At 71.2% G+C, this 14,950-nt stretch carries 13 protein-coding genes; 7 read left to right on the forward strand and 6 right to left on the reverse strand.

The genetic code is table 11. The features are described 5' to 3' along the window. From DQW85_RS13050 to DQW85_RS13075, 6 genes are all read left to right on the forward strand, one after another. Positions 1 to 302: FHA domain-containing protein (locus tag DQW85_RS13050; protein WP_162794941.1), on the forward strand; the 302-nt coding region annotated here is incomplete at its 5' end. 114 nt (positions 303 to 416) lie between these two features. After that, entirely contained in the window at positions 417 to 1,958 is a 1,542-nt protein-coding gene (dacB, locus tag DQW85_RS13055) for a D-alanyl-D-alanine carboxypeptidase/D-alanyl-D-alanine endopeptidase (RefSeq protein ID WP_113700587.1), read from the forward strand. Positions 1,959 to 2,067: 109 nt separating this feature from the next. Then, complete coding sequence (locus DQW85_RS13060) at positions 2,068 to 2,403, forward strand: hypothetical protein (protein WP_113700588.1); 336 nt, start codon at positions 2,068 to 2,070, stop codon at positions 2,401 to 2,403. A 284-nt stretch (positions 2,404 to 2,687) separates the two neighbouring features. Continuing rightward, positions 2,688 to 3,578, forward strand: a complete 891-nt coding sequence (locus DQW85_RS46785; RefSeq protein ID WP_162794942.1) for a CAP domain-containing protein — start codon at positions 2,688 to 2,690, stop codon at positions 3,576 to 3,578. Positions 3,579 to 3,865: 287 nt separating this feature from the next. Then, positions 3,866 to 4,276, forward strand: a complete 411-nt coding sequence (locus DQW85_RS13070) for a hypothetical protein (protein WP_113700590.1) — start codon at positions 3,866 to 3,868, stop codon at positions 4,274 to 4,276. An 87-nt stretch (positions 4,277 to 4,363) separates the two neighbouring features. After that, positions 4,364 to 4,579, forward strand: a complete 216-nt coding sequence (locus DQW85_RS13075; RefSeq protein WP_113700591.1) for a hypothetical protein — start codon at positions 4,364 to 4,366, stop codon at positions 4,577 to 4,579. Positions 4,580 to 4,712: 133 nt separating this feature from the next. Here DQW85_RS13075 and ilvC read toward each other — a convergent pair whose 3' ends face one another. From ilvC to DQW85_RS13100, 5 genes are all read right to left on the reverse strand, one after another. Then, positions 4,713 to 5,696, reverse strand: a complete 984-nt coding sequence (gene ilvC, locus DQW85_RS13080; RefSeq protein ID WP_113700596.1) for a ketol-acid reductoisomerase — start codon at positions 5,694 to 5,696, stop codon at positions 4,713 to 4,715. 23 nt (positions 5,697 to 5,719) lie between these two features. Next, a complete protein-coding gene (gene ilvN, locus DQW85_RS13085) occupies positions 5,720 to 6,244 on the reverse strand; it encodes an acetolactate synthase small subunit (protein ID WP_101787893.1) in 525 nt (174 codons plus the stop codon). Then, a complete protein-coding gene (locus tag DQW85_RS13090) occupies positions 6,237 to 7,976 on the reverse strand; it encodes an acetolactate synthase large subunit (RefSeq protein WP_113700592.1) in 1,740 nt (579 codons plus the stop codon). The genes ilvN and DQW85_RS13090 overlap by 8 nt, the downstream gene beginning before the upstream one ends. Positions 7,977 to 8,181: 205 nt before the next feature. Further along, positions 8,182 to 10,803 carry a putative bifunctional diguanylate cyclase/phosphodiesterase gene (locus DQW85_RS13095; RefSeq protein ID WP_240197141.1) on the reverse strand — a complete coding sequence of 874 codons (2,622 nt, stop codon included), beginning with the start codon at positions 10,801 to 10,803 and terminating at the stop codon, positions 8,182 to 8,184. Between the two features lie 279 nt (positions 10,804 to 11,082). Continuing rightward, positions 11,083 to 11,991, reverse strand: coding sequence for a 2-hydroxyacid dehydrogenase (locus DQW85_RS13100; protein ID WP_113700593.1), 909 nt, complete (start codon positions 11,989 to 11,991; stop codon positions 11,083 to 11,085). Between the two features lie 38 nt (positions 11,992 to 12,029). Here DQW85_RS13100 and DQW85_RS13105 point away from each other — a divergent pair, with 38 nt between their 5' ends. Continuing rightward, positions 12,030 to 13,082 (forward strand): PQQ-dependent sugar dehydrogenase, encoded by a 1,053-nt coding sequence (locus DQW85_RS13105; protein ID WP_113700594.1) that lies wholly within the window; start codon positions 12,030 to 12,032, stop codon positions 13,080 to 13,082. Positions 13,083 to 13,141: 59 nt separating this feature from the next. On the opposite strand, the gene DQW85_RS13110 is transcribed toward DQW85_RS13105, so the two are convergent. Continuing rightward, positions 13,142 to 14,950, reverse strand: a 1,809-nt coding sequence (locus DQW85_RS13110) for a VanW family protein (protein WP_162794943.1), incomplete at its 5' end; no start/stop codon positions are given.

A 14,950-nucleotide genomic window follows, 5' to 3' on the forward strand; every position in this document is an offset into this window, starting at 1 on the left:
GCGCCGCCTGGCGCCGGCCGCGCCTGCCGCGCCTGGCCCTGCCCGACGACGACCGCGCCCGCTACGTGGTCGGCCGCGGGTCCGCGTGCGACCTCGTGCTCTCCGATCTGACGGTCTCCCGGGTCCACGCCGAGCTACGGCGCGACGGGGACGGCGGGTGGATGCTGGTCGACCTGGGCTCACTCAACGGCACCCGGCTGAACGGCTGGCGGCTGGTCGGGCCCGCCCGGATCAGGTCCGGCGACGAGATCTCGTTCGGCGACTGCGGGTTCCTGCTGACCTCGCCACTGCCGCACGTCTGACTGGGGTGCCGGGGACTCCTGACCCCAGACCGAAAAATACGGATATTTGCGTATTACAGGCCGGGCACGCTGAGCCCATGATCCAGGCGAGACCCCCAGTCCCTTGGAGATTCCATGCGGCGCACCTCAGCCTCCGTCCTCGCGGGCGCGCTCGTCGCGGCCCTCGCGTGGGCGTCCAGCCCCTCCTCTCCCGCGGTCGCGTACGAACCCTCTCCGGGCGTGGCCGACCTCACCCAGGACATCAACCGGATCCTCAGCGACGCGCGGCTCACGGTCGCCCGAGCCGGCGTGGTCGTCAAGAGCGCGGCCGGCGGCGAGGAGCTCTACAGCACCGACGGCGGCAAGCTCATGATCCCCGCATCCAACACCAAGCTCTTCACCGCCGCCGCCGCGGCCGAGACGCTCGGGCTCGACCACCGCTTCACCACCTCGGCTCTGTCCGCCGGGCGCAGGACCGGCTCGCTGCTGGCGGGCGACCTGGTGCTGCGCGGCACCGGCGATCCGACCATGCTGGCCGGCGACTACGACGTGCTGGCCGCCAAGGTCGCCGCCGCGGGCGTCAGGACGGTCACGGGCAGGCTGGTCGCCGACGACACCTGGTTCGACTCCGTACGGCTCGGCAACGACTGGGCCTGGGACGACGAGAGCGCCTACTACGCCGCCCCGATCTCCGCGCTGACCGCCTCGCCCGACAGGGACTACGACGCCGGTTCGATGATCGTCTCGGTGGCCCCCGACGGTGACAAGGTCAAGGTCTCCACCACGCCTGAGACCGACTACCTGAAGATCGTCAACAGGGCCACCGTCGGCACCGCCACCGACGTGCTCATCGAGCGCGGGCACGGCACCCGGACAGTGGTGATCACCGGCACCGTGGCCGCGCCGTACCAGGAGTGGGTCGCCGTGGACGACCCCACCGCCTACGTCGCAACGCTGTTCCGCAAGGCGCTGAGCAGGCACGGCGTGCGCGTACTCGGCCCGACCGTCACCGGCGCCGCCCCGGCCGGCGCGGGCGAGTTGGCCCGGCGCGAGTCGATGCCGTTGAGCGAGCTGCTGGTGCCGTTCATGAAGCTGAGCAACAACATGCACGCGGAGATCCTCACCAAGGCCATGGGCCGCAAGGCCGCCGGCCGGGGCACCTGGGCGGCCGGGCTCAAGGTGACCACCGACTTCGCCAGGGCGAACGGCGTCCAGGTGATCAACATGCGCGACGGCTCCGGCCTGTCCCGCCGCGACGGCTTCTCCCCCGCCTCGATCGCCCAGTTGCTGACCGCCGTGCGGGGCAAGCCGTGGTTCCGGGCCTGGTACGACTCGCTGCCCGTGGCGGGCAACCCCGACCGCATCGTCGGCGGCACGCTGCGCAGCCGCATGCGCGACACCCCCGCCGCGAACAACGTCCGCGCCAAGACCGGCTCGCTGACCGGGGTCACGTCGCTGTCCGGCTACGTCACCAGCGCCGACGGCGAGCCGCTGGTCTTCTCCATCATGCTGAACCAGTATCTGTCGGGCTCGCCGAAGGACATCGAGGACGAGATCGCCATCCGGCTCGCCCAGTTCTCCCGCACCGCCGCCGTGGGCGCCCTCCCTCTCCTCCGCCAGGCCGCCCCCGACTCCCCTGACCTGGAATGCTCCTGGCTCAAGCCCGCCGCCTGCTGACCGGGTGTCCCGCTTACGGCAAGCCCGCGAGTGCCCAGTGTCGCCGCACGTGGAGTGGTCAACGAACTAGTCTGATTCCTGGACGACTCGGACGGAGGCGCTGACGCAGATGAGCGAGACCGATCCGCACATCCACGTCGAGCGGAAGGTAATGCAGGCCGGTGCCGCCTACCGCAACCTGATCGCGTCGACGTTCGGCGCCGTTGCCGACGCACCCACTGTCGTCACCACCGGTTGCGGACTCCAGGTCCCCTATGCGATGACCTCTACTCGTCCGGAAAGCGTCACCTGCCTCGCCTGCCGCGAACACGCTCACCGGGAGCACCTGCGCTTCGCCGAGCAGGTGGAGCGCATCAGCCAGTGGCCCGGCGCGCCCGTCACCGGCGACGAGGCGGCCAACGCCGCACAGTGGGCCCGGGACATGGCGAAGAGGTTCTCCGGCTAGTGCGGTGGTGATCCAGGGGCACGTTCCTCCGGTGGAGGTGGCGGGCCGCCGTGACGCGCGCCTTCTGGCGTGACGCGCCCTCTGGCGTGACGCGCGCCTTCTGGGCCCCACGGGTTGGAGCTTAGACGTTCAACGGGCTCACAAGGTTTACCCAGGTCGGAGGGTCATTTGTTACGATTGGGACACATGGAGCTCCAGATATAGCCGGAAATTGCGTGACATGCCCGTTGTGTACCCACCAGAATGCGGGTTCGACGCAGTGTCTAACCCCCTCGGAGGGCATCGTGCGCAGGCGACTGCAGGCCTTGGCCTGCCTCGGCGGCCTGGCGGTCCTGGTCTTTCCCACCACCCCGGCCCAGGCTCCCACCACCCAGGACTCCGCGCCCATCGCCGAGGTCTCCGCCGCCGACTCCCTCGCTTCGGTCCCCGACGGGGGTGCCTCCGCTCCGCTCGCCAAGGCCGCGGCCGCGTCCAGGAAGGCCTGCCGGATCGTGGCCGCGAAGCCGGTCATCGCCAGGGGCTCCATCAGAGGGGCGGTGACCAGGGTCGGCTGCGGCGATCGGACCCGGCTCCGCGTACGGATCAACAAGGTCCTGCCCGGCCCCGACCGCACCGTGAAGAGCGGCTCCCGGGTCGTCACCAACGGCAGGATCGTGGCCAGCGTCCGGTGCGTCAGGACCCCCGCGCGCTACTACGTCGTCGGCATCGATCTCAACGGCCCGACCGCCAAGTCCCGCTCGGTGAAGCTCTCCTGCAAGGTGGCGCCCCCGACCGAGAACACCGAGGACTCCGGCGCGTCGAGCGTCGAGGAGGCGGTCGTCCAGCTGACGAACGCGGCCAGGGCCCGCAACGGCTGCAAGGCCCTCGTCCACGACCCGAAGCTCCACGCCGCGGCCGAACGGCACTCCGCCGACATGGCCGCGCGGCGCTACTTCGACCACGAATCCCCGGACGGCCGCGACCCCGGTGACCGTGTCCGGGCCGCCGGCTTCGCCCCCATCAGGACCTGGGGCGAGAACATCGCCATGGGCCAGCGCACCGCCGCGGATGTCGTCCAGGGGTGGCTCGACAGTCCAGGCCACCGCGCCAACATCATGAACTGCGCCTTCACCCACATCGGCGTCGGCCACGTGGCCAGTGGACCGTACTGGACCCAGGTCTTCGCCGCCCACTGACCATCCACAAGCCGCCCAGTGACATCCACCACCGACATCCACCGCTGACATCCATGAGAGCACCCCCCTGAGCCAGGGAGCGCCTGGCCTTCACCGAGCGCCAACTGCGCCGGTTCCCACCGCCCGCCCGGCGCTCCCCTCCGGCGGGCCCGGCCGCTACCCCCCGCACGCGGACCGCGGCCGGGCCCGCACAACTCTCACCTGGCACCCCCACCCCGTACGACGCGTAGTCACGCAAACGGGGAAATACCTCCTGTGAGGGACCCGGAGACCGCAGGGGGTGTCTCGTGCACTGGCATGCCTACACCTGGATCGGCAATGGCGAGGAGCTCGAACGCGAAGGGGAGCGCCGTCCGGACTCACCCGAGTTCGCGGGCTCGCACCTGCCGCCCATGCGGACAGGCGACTGGCTGGCCAGGCCCGCCTCGCGGATCGCCGCCGGCTTCGAGGAGCCCGGCCAGGCGGTGGAGTGGCTGCGGACGCAGTACGGGAGGGTGCGCAGGGCGTTCCTGCACCCGGACCGCGTGGGCCTGCGGGCGCGGCTCGACAGCGCGGCCGACGAGTTGCCGCGCGGCGTGGACGTGCAGTGGGGCGAGTGGCTGACGGGCGGCCGCTTCGTCACCATCGGCGTCGTCTGCTGCCCGAACCGCCACGTCGCCCACCCGTGCCCGGTGCGGCGACCGGCCGGCCGGAGCTGAAGCCGGATCCGGCGAGGATGGCGGCTCGTGCATGGTCCATCACGGTGGGGGAAGGCGAATCACCATGAACCGCCCGGGAGGCGCGAGATGAGGCCCATTCCCTTCGATCTGCACGTGACGGTCACCGGAAACTCTCCCCACGAGATCGAGCAGGCCGCCTATCCCGTGGCCGAGAGCTTCTACGGCACCAAGGCCGAGATCGACGTGCTCAGCGCCAAGGCCGAGCCGGACCCTGACACCCCCGGCGCGTTCCGCGCGACGATCGTCTTCCGGCGGATCGCGACAGGCGGCGAAACCTGCTGAGCCCGCGGCCCTTGAGCCCTGCCTTGAGCCCGGTCATGGGCCCGGTCATGGGCCCGGTCATGGGCCCCGGCCTGGCCGGGACCCGCCGGTGGCACGCGCTGAGAGGCGTCCCACCGGCGAGGCGGCCGGCTGGTCAGGCCTTGAGCCAGCTCATCATCGGACGGAGCTTGGCGCCGGTCTTCTCGATCGGGTTGGCGGCCAGCTCCTCGCGGTGGCGGGTGAACTCCTTCTGGCCGCCGTCGAACTCCTCGACCAGCTGCCGGGCGAACGTCCCGTCCTGGATCTCGCCGAGGATGCGGCGCATCTCCTGCCGCGTCTCGTCGGTGATGACGCGCGGGCCGCGGGTGTAGCCGCCGTATTCGGCGGTGTCGGACACCGACCAGTACATCTTCGAGATGCCGCCCTCGTACATGAGGTCGACGATGAGCTTCATCTCGTGCAGGCACTCGAAGTAGGCCACCTCGGGCTGGTAGCCGGCCTCGATGAGGGTCTCGAAGCCCGCCTTGATGAGCTCCGACACGCCGCCGCACAGCACGGCCTGCTCGCCGAACAGGTCGGTCTCGGTCTCCTCGGTGAACGTCGTCCTCAGCGCACCGGCCCGGGTGCCGCCGATGCCCTTGGCGTACGAGAGGGCCAGGTCGAGGGCCTTGCCGGAAGCGTTCTTCTCGACGGCGACGAGGCAGGGAACGCCGCGGCCGGCCTCGAACTGGCGGCGCACGAGGTGGCCGGGGCCCTTGGGGGCCACCATGCAGACGTCGACGCCCTCGGGCGGCTCGATGAGGCCGTAGCGGATGTTCAGGCCGTGGCCGAAGAACAGCGCGTCGCCCTCGACGAGGTTGGGCGCGACGTGGTCGGCGTAGAGGTGGCGCTGGATGTGGTCGGGCGCCAGGATCATCGTGAGGTCGGCCTCCTCGACCGCCTCGGACGGGGTGAGCACGCGCAGGCCGTCGTTCTCCGCCTTCTCGCGGCTCTTGGAGCCCTCGGGAAGGCCGACGCGCACGTCGACACCGGAGTCACGCAGGGAGAGCGCGTGGGCGTGGCCCTGGCTGCCGTACCCCAGCACGGCCACGTGACGCCCCTGGATGATCGACAGGTCGGCCTGGTCGTCGTAGAAGATCTCGGTCACTTGCATTAAACCTTTCAGGCGGTACGGTCCAGTGCCCTGAGGGACCGGTCGGTGATGGAACGGGCGCCGCGGCCGATGGCCACCATGCCCGACTGGACGAGCTCCTTGATCCCGAACGGCTCGAGCACCTTGACGAAGGCTTCGAGCTTGTCGGGTGTGCCGGTGACCTCGATGGTCACGGCGTCGGCCGCCACGTCGACGCAGCGGGCGCGGAAGAGCTGGACGAGCTCCAGCACGTGGGAGCGGCTGTCGGCGTCGGCCTTGACCTTGATCAGCATCAGCTCACGCTGCACCGACTGCGACGGGTCGAGCTCCACGATCTTGAGGACGTTCACCAGCTTGTTGAGCTGCTTGGTGACCTGCTCCAGCGGCAGCTCCTCGACGCTGACCACGATGGTCATGCGGGAGATGTCGTCGTGCTCGGTCTGCCCCACGGCCAGCGAGTCGATGTTGAAGCCGCGCCTGCTGAACAGCGCGGACACCCGGGCCAGGACGCCCGGCTTGTTCTCCACGAGCACAGAAAGCGTGTGCCTACTCATCTTCGCTCTCCCATGTCGGCGCCATGTCCCGGGCGATCTTGATGTCGTCGTTGCTGGTGCCCGCCGCGACCATGGGCCAGACCATCGCGTCCTGGTGGACGACGAAGTCGACCACCACGGGCACGTCGGTGATCTCCATGGCCTTGCGGATGGTGGCGTCGACGTCCTCCGGCCGCTCGCACCGCAGGCCCACACAACCATAGGCGTCCGCCAGCTTGACGAAGTCCGGGATGCGGCGTGTCGTCTGCAGGTCGGTGTTGGAGTAGCGCTCGTGGTAGAAGAGGGTCTGCCACTGGCGGACCATGCCCAGGTTGCCGTTGTTGATCACTGCGACCTTGATCGGCACGCCTTCGATGGCGCAGGTGGCGAGCTCCTGGTTGGTCATCTGGAAGCAGCCGTCGCCGTCGATGGCCCACACGGTAGCGTCCGGCCGTCCCATCTTGGCGCCCATCGCGGCCGGGACGGCGAAGCCCATGGTGCCGAGACCACCGGAGTTGATGAACGTGCCGGGCTTCTCGTACTGGACGAACTGCGCGGCCCACATCTGGTGCTGGCCGACTCCCGCCACGTAGTAGGCGTCGGGCCCGACGATGGCGCTGAGCCGCTCCATGACGTACTGCGGAGCCAGCGAGCCGTCGTCGAACTCGTCGTAGCCGAGCGGGTAGGTGGCCTTGATGCCGTTGAGCAGCGTCCACCAGGCGGAGTAGTCGCCGCGCCGGCTCGCGGCCTGGACGGCGGCGATGAGGTCGCCGAGGACCTCCTTGCAGTCGCCCACGATCGGCACGTCGGCGTGGCGGTTCTTGGAGATCTCGGCCGGGTCGATGTCGGCGTGCACGATCTTGGCGTACGGCGCGAAGGTCGACAGCTGGCCGGTCACCCGGTCGTCGAAGCGCACGCCCATGCCGATGATCAGGTCGGACTTCTGCAGCGCGCCGACCGCGGCGACGCTGCCGTGCATGCCGGGCATGCCCAGGTGCTGGGGGTGGCTGTCGGGGAAGGCGCCGCGCGCCATCAGCGTGGTGACGACCGGGATGTTGGTCAGCTCGGCGAGCTGGAGCAGCTCGGCGGAGGCGCCGGCCCTGTGCACGCCGCCGCCGACGTAGAGGACGGGACGGGCCGCCTCGGCGATCAGCTTTGCGGCCTCGCGGATCTGCTTGGAGTGGGGCCTGGTCACGGGGCGGTAGCCGGGGAGCTGCATGACCGGCGGCCAGGAGAACGTGGTGTCCGCCTGCAGCGCGTCCTTGGCGATGTCGACCAGCACGGGGCCCGGCCGCCCGGTGGAGGCGATGTGGAAGGCCTCCAGGATGGTGCGAGGGATGTCGAGCGGGTCGGTCACCAGGAAGTTGTGCTTGGTGATCGGCATGGTGATGCCGGAGATGTCGGCTTCCTGGAACGCGTCGGTGCCGATCGCCGCGCTGGGCACCTGCCCGGTGATCGCCACGATCGGCACGGAGTCCATGTAGGCGTCGGCCAAGGGGGTCACCAGATTGGTCGCGCCGGGGCCGCTGGTCGCCATGCACACGCCGACACGGCCGGTGGCCTGGGCGTAGCCCTCGGCCGCGTGGCCGGCGCCCTGCTCGTGCCGTACGAGCACGTGCCGGACCTTGGTCGAGTCGTAGAGGGGATCATAGGCGGGGAGGATGGCGCCGCCCGGGATCCCGAAAACGGTGTCGACTCCCACGTGCTCCAGTGCCCTCACCAGGGCCTGCGCACCTGTCATCCGTTCGGTCATCGGCTCGTTCCTTGCGTGGCTGCTCACGTTCAGGACATAAAAAAGGCCCCTTCCCACCGTGAGGCGGAACTGGGGCGGCGCGCAGGTCGTCGTGCTTCGCTATCGGCCCGCGCGCCGGCGAAGTACTACGAGAATCTCACTGCGAAGCATGGCCACACCTTAGCTCGCCGGTTACCCCCGATGTCAACTTGGTGGAACACCTGTCTCAGACCGTGAGACTCGTTCGCATCAGGGAGTCGACTCCGCGGGCCGCCATCGGCCTGGCCACCAGGAACCCCTGGCCCCGGGTGCAGCCCATCTCGCGCAGCAGTTCGAGCTGCTCGGGCCGCTCGATGCCCTCCGCCACGACGATGAGACCGAGGTCGTGGCCCAGCCGCACGATCGTCCGCGTGAGCAGGCTCAGCGTGTCGTCGCGGCCCAGGCCGGACACGAACGACGGGTCGATCTTGATCATGTCGACCGGCAGCTGCCGGAGGAACGCCAGCGAGGCGTAGCCGGTGCCGAAGTCGTCGATCGCCAGCCGGACGCCCAGCGCCCGCAGCTCGGACAGGCGCCTGATCGTCTCCTCGGCGTCCTCGACGAGCATCTCCTCGATGACTTCGAGGGTGAGCGCGGAGGCGGGCAGCCCGCTCTCGGCGAGGGCCTCCTCGACGGTCTCCACGAACCTGGGCGCGGTGATCTGGCGGGCCGACAGGTTGACCGACAGCCCGATGTCCCACGAGGACGCCCGCCAGGCGGCCACCTCGCGGCACGACTCGCGCAGGATCCACTCGCTCAGCGGCACGATGAGCCCGGTGTCCTCGGCCGGGCCGAGGAACTGGTCGGGGGGCACGAACACCGAGCCGCGCCACCAGCGCACGAGCGCCTCGACGGCCGTCACGCGGGAGGTGGCGAGATCGACGACCGGTTGGTACTCGATCGCGAACTGGTGCTCGATCAGCGCCCGCTGCAGGTCGGCGGCCAGCTCCAGCCTGCGCACCACGTCGGCGTGCATCTGCGCGGCGAACACCTCGACGCGGCGCCCGCCGAGCTCCTTGGCCCTGGCCATGGCCACGTCGGCGTTGCGGATCAGGTCGCCGGCGGGCATGTCGTCCTCGGCGAAGGCCACGCCCACGCTCGCCGTCAGCGCCACGTCGCGGTCGGCCACCCGGAACGGCTCCTGCGAGACCGCCCGCAACACCCGCTCGGCCAGGTCGACGGCGAGCTGCGCCTCGCCTCCCGTCTCCACGAGCACCGCGAACTCGTCGCCGCCCCACCGGGCGAGCGTGTCGTCGGGCCGCACGGCGCCGCGCAGCCTGCGCGCGGCCTGCCCGAGGAGGTAGTCGCCGCTGGCGTGCCCGACCGAGTCGTTGACCGAGGTGAAACCGTCGAGGTCGAGGAAGATCACGGCGACGTGGCCGGTGCGGCCCGAGAGCACTTCTCGGGTGCGCTCCTCGAAGTAGGCGCGGTTGGGCAGGCCGGTGACGCCGTCGTGGAAGGTCAGGTGGGCGACCTGCTTGCGCAGCGCCTCCTCGTCGCTGACGTCCCTGGTGGTGACCAGTAGCAGGTCCTCGCCGCCCACCCCGCAGGTGGCGACCGACTCGGTGGGCCGCCAGGTGCCGTCGGAGGCGCGCACCCGGCAGGCGATCAGGCACGCGCCGGGGGCCGCGCCGTCGTCGTCCAGGCCCATCGCGCGGAGCGACGCCTGGATGCCGGGCACGTCCTCGGGGTGGATGTAGTCGAAGATCGTGCCGCCGACGATCTCCTCGGGGCGGTAGCCGTACGTGGCCTCGACGCTGGCGCCGATCTCGCGGACCACGCCCTCGTAGTCGCACACCAGCACCACGTCGCCGGTGCTCTCGGCCAGCTCGCGCAGCTGCCGGTCGCCGAGCGTGACCAGCCGGCGCAGCCGGAGGGTGGCCGCGGCCAGCACGAGCAGGCGTACGAGCAGCAGGAGAACGGCGGAGCCGGCGAGCAGCACGACCCCGGTGACCGGCGGCATCTGGCGTCCGCTGGTCAGGTGGACGAGCAGCGTGACGGTGGCCACCGCGACGAGCGCCAGCGGCACCAGCGCGAGCAGGTTGCCCACGACCGGCCCGGACGGCGTGGACTCGCGGGGGCGCAGCGCCCACGGGGCGGCGGCCAGCAGCAGGAACGCCACCGGCGCGAGCATGACGCTCCACGTCGGCGGGGTCGTGTCGGTGAGCCGCGCGACCGCGTCGGCCGCCCCGGCCACCGTGGTGGTGGCGAGCACGCCCACTCCCGCCAGGAGCAGCGGCCAGGCCGCGGTCCGGCCCCTGGCCAGCGAGGGCACGGCGGCGCAGGTCACCAGCAGCGAGATCATCGGCGGCAGCATGGTGAACGTGAACGTCGCCGGGTCGGCCTGTGCGTACACGTGGCGCAGCACCACCACCCAGCCCACCAGGAAGAGGGAGGCCGCGCAGAGGTAGGAGTCGGTGACGAGCCGTAAAACGACCATGCCCGGCAGCGTGCGGCCGGAGGCGATGAGCACGCCGCCGGTCGTCAGGACGGTGCCCAGGAGAAGGAGCAGATCGGCGAAGCTGACCACGAGGCCCGCGTTCTCGGCGAGGGGCCGCAGGACAACCCCGGCCGACCACACGACGGCGCCGCCGCCCATCCAGCGCGCGCCGCTCGCCGTCGAGCGGCTCTCGGCGGCCCTGGTCGAGGCGGTCACCAGCGAGACAGCGGCGAGCACCGCGGCGAGGACCCCGGCGATGGCGCCGGTCAGCAACGCGGGGCCGCCCGCGAGGAGCGCGACCGCGAACCCCGCAGCACCCGTCGCCGCGGCGGCGGTCAGCGGTGCCCGAGGGTCACGCCAGCGGATCACAGTCGTTGCCCATCCCGTCTCGAACTCTGCCCGGTGGCCGCCGAGGACCGACGGGCCACATCGCCAGTGTGCGTGGTCGCGGGTGTCCGGGGGGTGACAACGCCGATGTCGTCACCGATCTGATAACCACACAGACCAATCGGTTCCCGACCATACTTGACAGGGAGTCAGGAACCTCCTGGTACAAGCAACGGTACGCACCGAAGGTCACGGGCCAGCCACGTTCCGGATTCCTCTCAGTACGCGTCGGTCCGGTGCGCGTCAGTTCGGTGCGCCGGTTCAGTAAGCGTCGCTGATGACGTTCTCCAGCGGCTCCGCCGCGAGGTAGCGCAGCAGCTGCGCGCGGACCAGCCGGAACGTGCGCCGCACCGAGGCGGGGGTGCTGCCCGCGACGTGCGGGGTGATCAGCACGCCGGGCGCGCTCCAGAGCGGATGGTCGGAGGGCAGCGGCTCGGGCGCGGTCACGTCGAGCGCGGCGCGCAGCCTGCCGGCCTTCAGCTCGGCGAGCAGCGTGTCGGTGTCGACCACCCCGCCACGGGCGGCGTTGACCAGCACGGCGCCGTCCCTCATGCGGGCGAGGAAGGCGGCGTCCACCATGCCGGAGGTGGCCTCGGTGGCGGGCACGAGCAGCACCACGACGTCGGCCGCGGGCAGCAGCTCGGGCAGCTCCTCCATGGCGTGGACACCGTCACGGGCGCTCCTGGCCACGCGGACGACGTCGACCTCGAAACCGTCGAGCCGGCGTTCGAGCGCGGCGCCGATGGAGCCGTAGCCGACGATCAGCACGGTGCTGTCGGCCAGCACGCCGGTGTGGTGGTAGTGCCACTCACCCCGCCGCTGCGCGTCCACGAACTCCGGGAACTCCCGCAGCACCGCGAGCATCGCGCCGACCGCCCACTCCGCCGTTCCCGCGTCGTGCACGCCACGCGCGTTGCACAGCACCGCGCCCTCGGGCATGTGCGGCCGGTACGGCTCCACGCCCGCCGTGACCGTCTGCACGAGGCGCAAGGAGCTCATCCTGGCCAGAAGCCCCGGCACGTCGGGCACGGTCACCAGCGGCGGCACCCACACCTCGACCTCGTCGGCCCCGTCCGGCACCGGGCCGCGCCCGTCGTAGACGACGCACTCCACCCCCGGCAGATCAGAAAGGACATCTACGACTTCGTGGGAAGGAACCCAGATCCTCATGCCGAGAACCTTACGACCTGGGGGGAAGTATGGAACACATGAGAAATCTCTTGGCGATCACGCTGGTGGCCGCGCTCACCTCCTGTTCCAGCGCGGGCGGGGTGGTGCCGACGGCCGCCGTCTCCCCCGCCGCCCGGCCGGACGAACCGGTGACGGTGGCCCGCGACCTGGCCGTGCCGTGGGCGATGGCGTTCCTGCCCGGTGGCGACGCGCTGGTGACCGAGCGCGACTCCGGCAGGCTGCTGAAGCTCGGCCGGTCCGGGCAGGTCACCGCGCTGGCCACGATCGAAGGGGTGGAGCCCGACGGCGAGGGTGGCCTGATGGGCGTGACGGTCAGGGACGGCCACGTGTTCGTCTACTACACCGCCGCCGAGGACAACCGGATCGTCCGCTACCGCCTCGGCGAGACCGGGATCAGCGAGCCGAAGGTGATCGTCAGGGGCATCCCCAAGGGCGCCATCCACAACGGCGGTCGGCTGGAGTTCGGCCCCGATGGCTATCTGTACGCCGCCACGGGTGAGATCGGTGAGGGCGAGCTCGCCCAGCGACGCGACTCGCTCGCCGGCAAGATCCTGCGCATGACCGTGGAGGGCGCGCCCGCGCCCGGCAACCCCTTCGGCACACTCGTCTACAGCCTCGGCCACCGCAACGTGCAGGGCCTGGCCTGGGACGCCGTCGGCAGGCTGTACGCCTCGGAGTTCGGCGCGGGCAGGTACGACGAGGTCAACCTGATCAAGCCGGGGGCCAACTACGGCTGGCCGGAGGTGGAGGGCCGCGGTGACAACCCGGCCTTCGTCAACCCGATCGTGACCTGGACCACCTCCGAAGCCTCGCCCTCGGGCCTGGCCTACGCGGGCGGCTCGCTGTGGATGGCCGCGCTGCGCGGCGAGCGGCTGTGGCAGATCCCGCTCGACGGGGACGGCTCGCCGGGCAAGCCGGTCGCGCACTTCACCGAGGTGTACGGGCGGCTCCGCGGCGTGACGACGGCCCCGGACGGCACGGTCTGGGTGTCGACCAGCAACAAGGACGGCAGGGGCTCGCCCCGCGACGGCGACGACAGGATCCTCTCGGTCACCCCGCGCCGCCCGTAGGCCGTCTCCAGTGCCCCGGCGTCGGCCGCGGGCCGGTCAGCCCGGCTCGTTCCGGACGGTCAGCCCGGCTCGTTCCGGACGGTGCAGATCACCTGGGCCTGCGGCCGGTACTTGGTGGTCTGCTTCTCGTCCCGCTTGACCTCTTTGCCGTCCTTGAAGAACACGCGGGTGACGTCGATCGTGAAGCCCTGGGCGCCGGCCGCGGGCACGCATCCCGGCCCGCCGCTGGTCGTGCGCCGGAAGGGGGTGAAGGCGCGCTTCTCCGACTCCAGCGGCTGGATCTTGTCGTAACGCCTGGTGCTCCAGAGCGTGACCGTGACGGACGTCCCGGTCGAGGCCGTCTTGATCAGCACGCCGTACTCGGAGTCGTTGCGCCACTTCAGGTCGCGGTCCGGGTAGAGCAGCGCCGCGTCGCGACCCGCCGGGTAGCGGAAGGCGTAGTAGTCCATCGGCGTGCGGTCGACCTGCTCGAACCCGCCGAAGTAGGCCGCGTTGTAGAGCGTGGTGGCGAACTGCGAGACGCCGCCGCCCACGATGTTCACCATCCGGCCGCCGACGATCTGCCCGGCCTCGACGTAGCCGCCCTCGCGGGTGCGCTCGCCGGCCGCCTCGTTCAGGGAGAACGTCTCCCCCGGCCGGACGATGCGGCCGTCGAGCTGCGCGGCCATCCGCTGGATGTTGGTGGCCCGGGGCTGGCAGCACTCGAAGACGGTGGTGAACTCGCCGACGTTCTGCTTGATGCCGAGGTTGCTCACCTCGGCGGTGGCGACCTCGGGGCGTTCGGTGGCGAGCCGCACCGGGACGACCCGGCTGCCCTGGACCGCGCCCGCGGCGCTGATCACCTTGGCCACGTCGCGGGCCAGCCGCCTGTCGTCCACGCCCCTGCCGCGGCGGGCGGTGACCAGCACCGGCCTGCCGTCGACGATGTCGTACGTGGCGTCGCGGGGAGCCTGGCTCTCGTCGACGAGGTCGCTCTCCACCGTGGCGAGCGCCGCGTCGGCGTCGAACTCCGGCGCGAGCTCGCCCTTGCCGTCGGGCACGAAGCTCAGGTTGGCGGCGATCGTGGCGGGCGGCAGCGTGGCCCGCTTGTCGCCGATGGCGAGGGTGATGGGCGCGGAGACGGCTCGCCGGGCCGCCACCACGGCCCGGTCCACGGCCGCCGCGGTGGTCGTGGGTTTGGCGGGCCGGAGGGTGAGCGCGGCGGACTCGCGGGAGTTGAGGAAGGCGTCGGAGATGACGCGGACGGCGTCCTCGCGGTCGAGCAGGACGCCGTCCCTGGGCTGGGTCACGACCGGGCGCGCGCCGCGGAAGGCCACCCGCCCCTCGCGCGGGTCCTCGTCGAAGGTCTTGGCGAGCCCCTCGACGGTCCTGATGAGCTGGGAGGTGTCGAGGGTCAGCTTCGGGGTGATGTCCGTCGTGCCGGTGAGCCCCTGCCACACCTCGGGTGGGCTGGGGAACCCGCTGCGCGCCTGGCTGATGGTGCCGACGACGTCGAGTTCGAGGCCGGCCTCGTCGGCCTGGATCGTCTCCCGCCGGCCGGCGATCTCGACGGTGACGGGCTTGTTGAGCCTGGCGGTCAGATCGGTGCGGAGCTTCTCGGCCGCCTGGGTCACGGTCAGGCCGCCGATGTCCACCCCGGCGACGCGGGTGCCGCGCAGCACCGAGCCCGACATCATCACGGCCGGCACCAGGTACGCGAGCAGCGCGAACATCGTGACCAGGACGAGCGCGGCGGGCAGCAGGCGGCCCCGGCGGGACGGTTCGAGGTCGACGAAGGGCGGCTGCCTCTCGGCCCGGCCCGCCAGGCCGAAGACCGGGGCGCGCGGGACGGGCGGCTCCACCTGGCCCTGGCTGACCGGCCAGGGCTG

Origin of the sequence: Nonomuraea lactucae (genome assembly GCF_003313395.1) — a bacterium.
Classification (GTDB): Bacteria; Actinomycetota; Actinomycetes; order Streptosporangiales; family Streptosporangiaceae; genus Nonomuraea; species Nonomuraea lactucae.

What these genes read in the sequence shown, in the direction of transcription:
- dacB (WP_113700587.1), top strand. Translation starts at nt 417, where the DNA reads ATGCGGCGCACCTCAGCCTCCGTCCTCGCGGGCGCGCTCGTCGCGGCC.
- DQW85_RS13060 (WP_113700588.1), top strand. Translation starts at nt 2,068, where the DNA reads ATGAGCGAGACCGATCCGCACATCCACGTCGAGCGGAAGGTAATGCAG.
- DQW85_RS13075 (WP_113700591.1), top strand. Translation starts at nt 4,364, where the DNA reads ATGAGGCCCATTCCCTTCGATCTGCACGTGACGGTCACCGGAAACTCT.
- ilvN (WP_101787893.1), bottom strand. Translation starts at nt 6,244, where the DNA reads ATGAGTAGGCACACGCTTTCTGTGCTCGTGGAGAACAAGCCGGGCGTC.
- DQW85_RS13090 (WP_113700592.1), bottom strand. Translation starts at nt 7,976, where the DNA reads ATGACCGAACGGATGACAGGTGCGCAGGCCCTGGTGAGGGCACTGGAG.
- DQW85_RS13100 (WP_113700593.1), bottom strand. Translation starts at nt 11,991, where the DNA reads ATGAGGATCTGGGTTCCTTCCCACGAAGTCGTAGATGTCCTTTCTGAT.
- DQW85_RS13105 (WP_113700594.1), top strand. Translation starts at nt 12,030, where the DNA reads ATGAGAAATCTCTTGGCGATCACGCTGGTGGCCGCGCTCACCTCCTGT.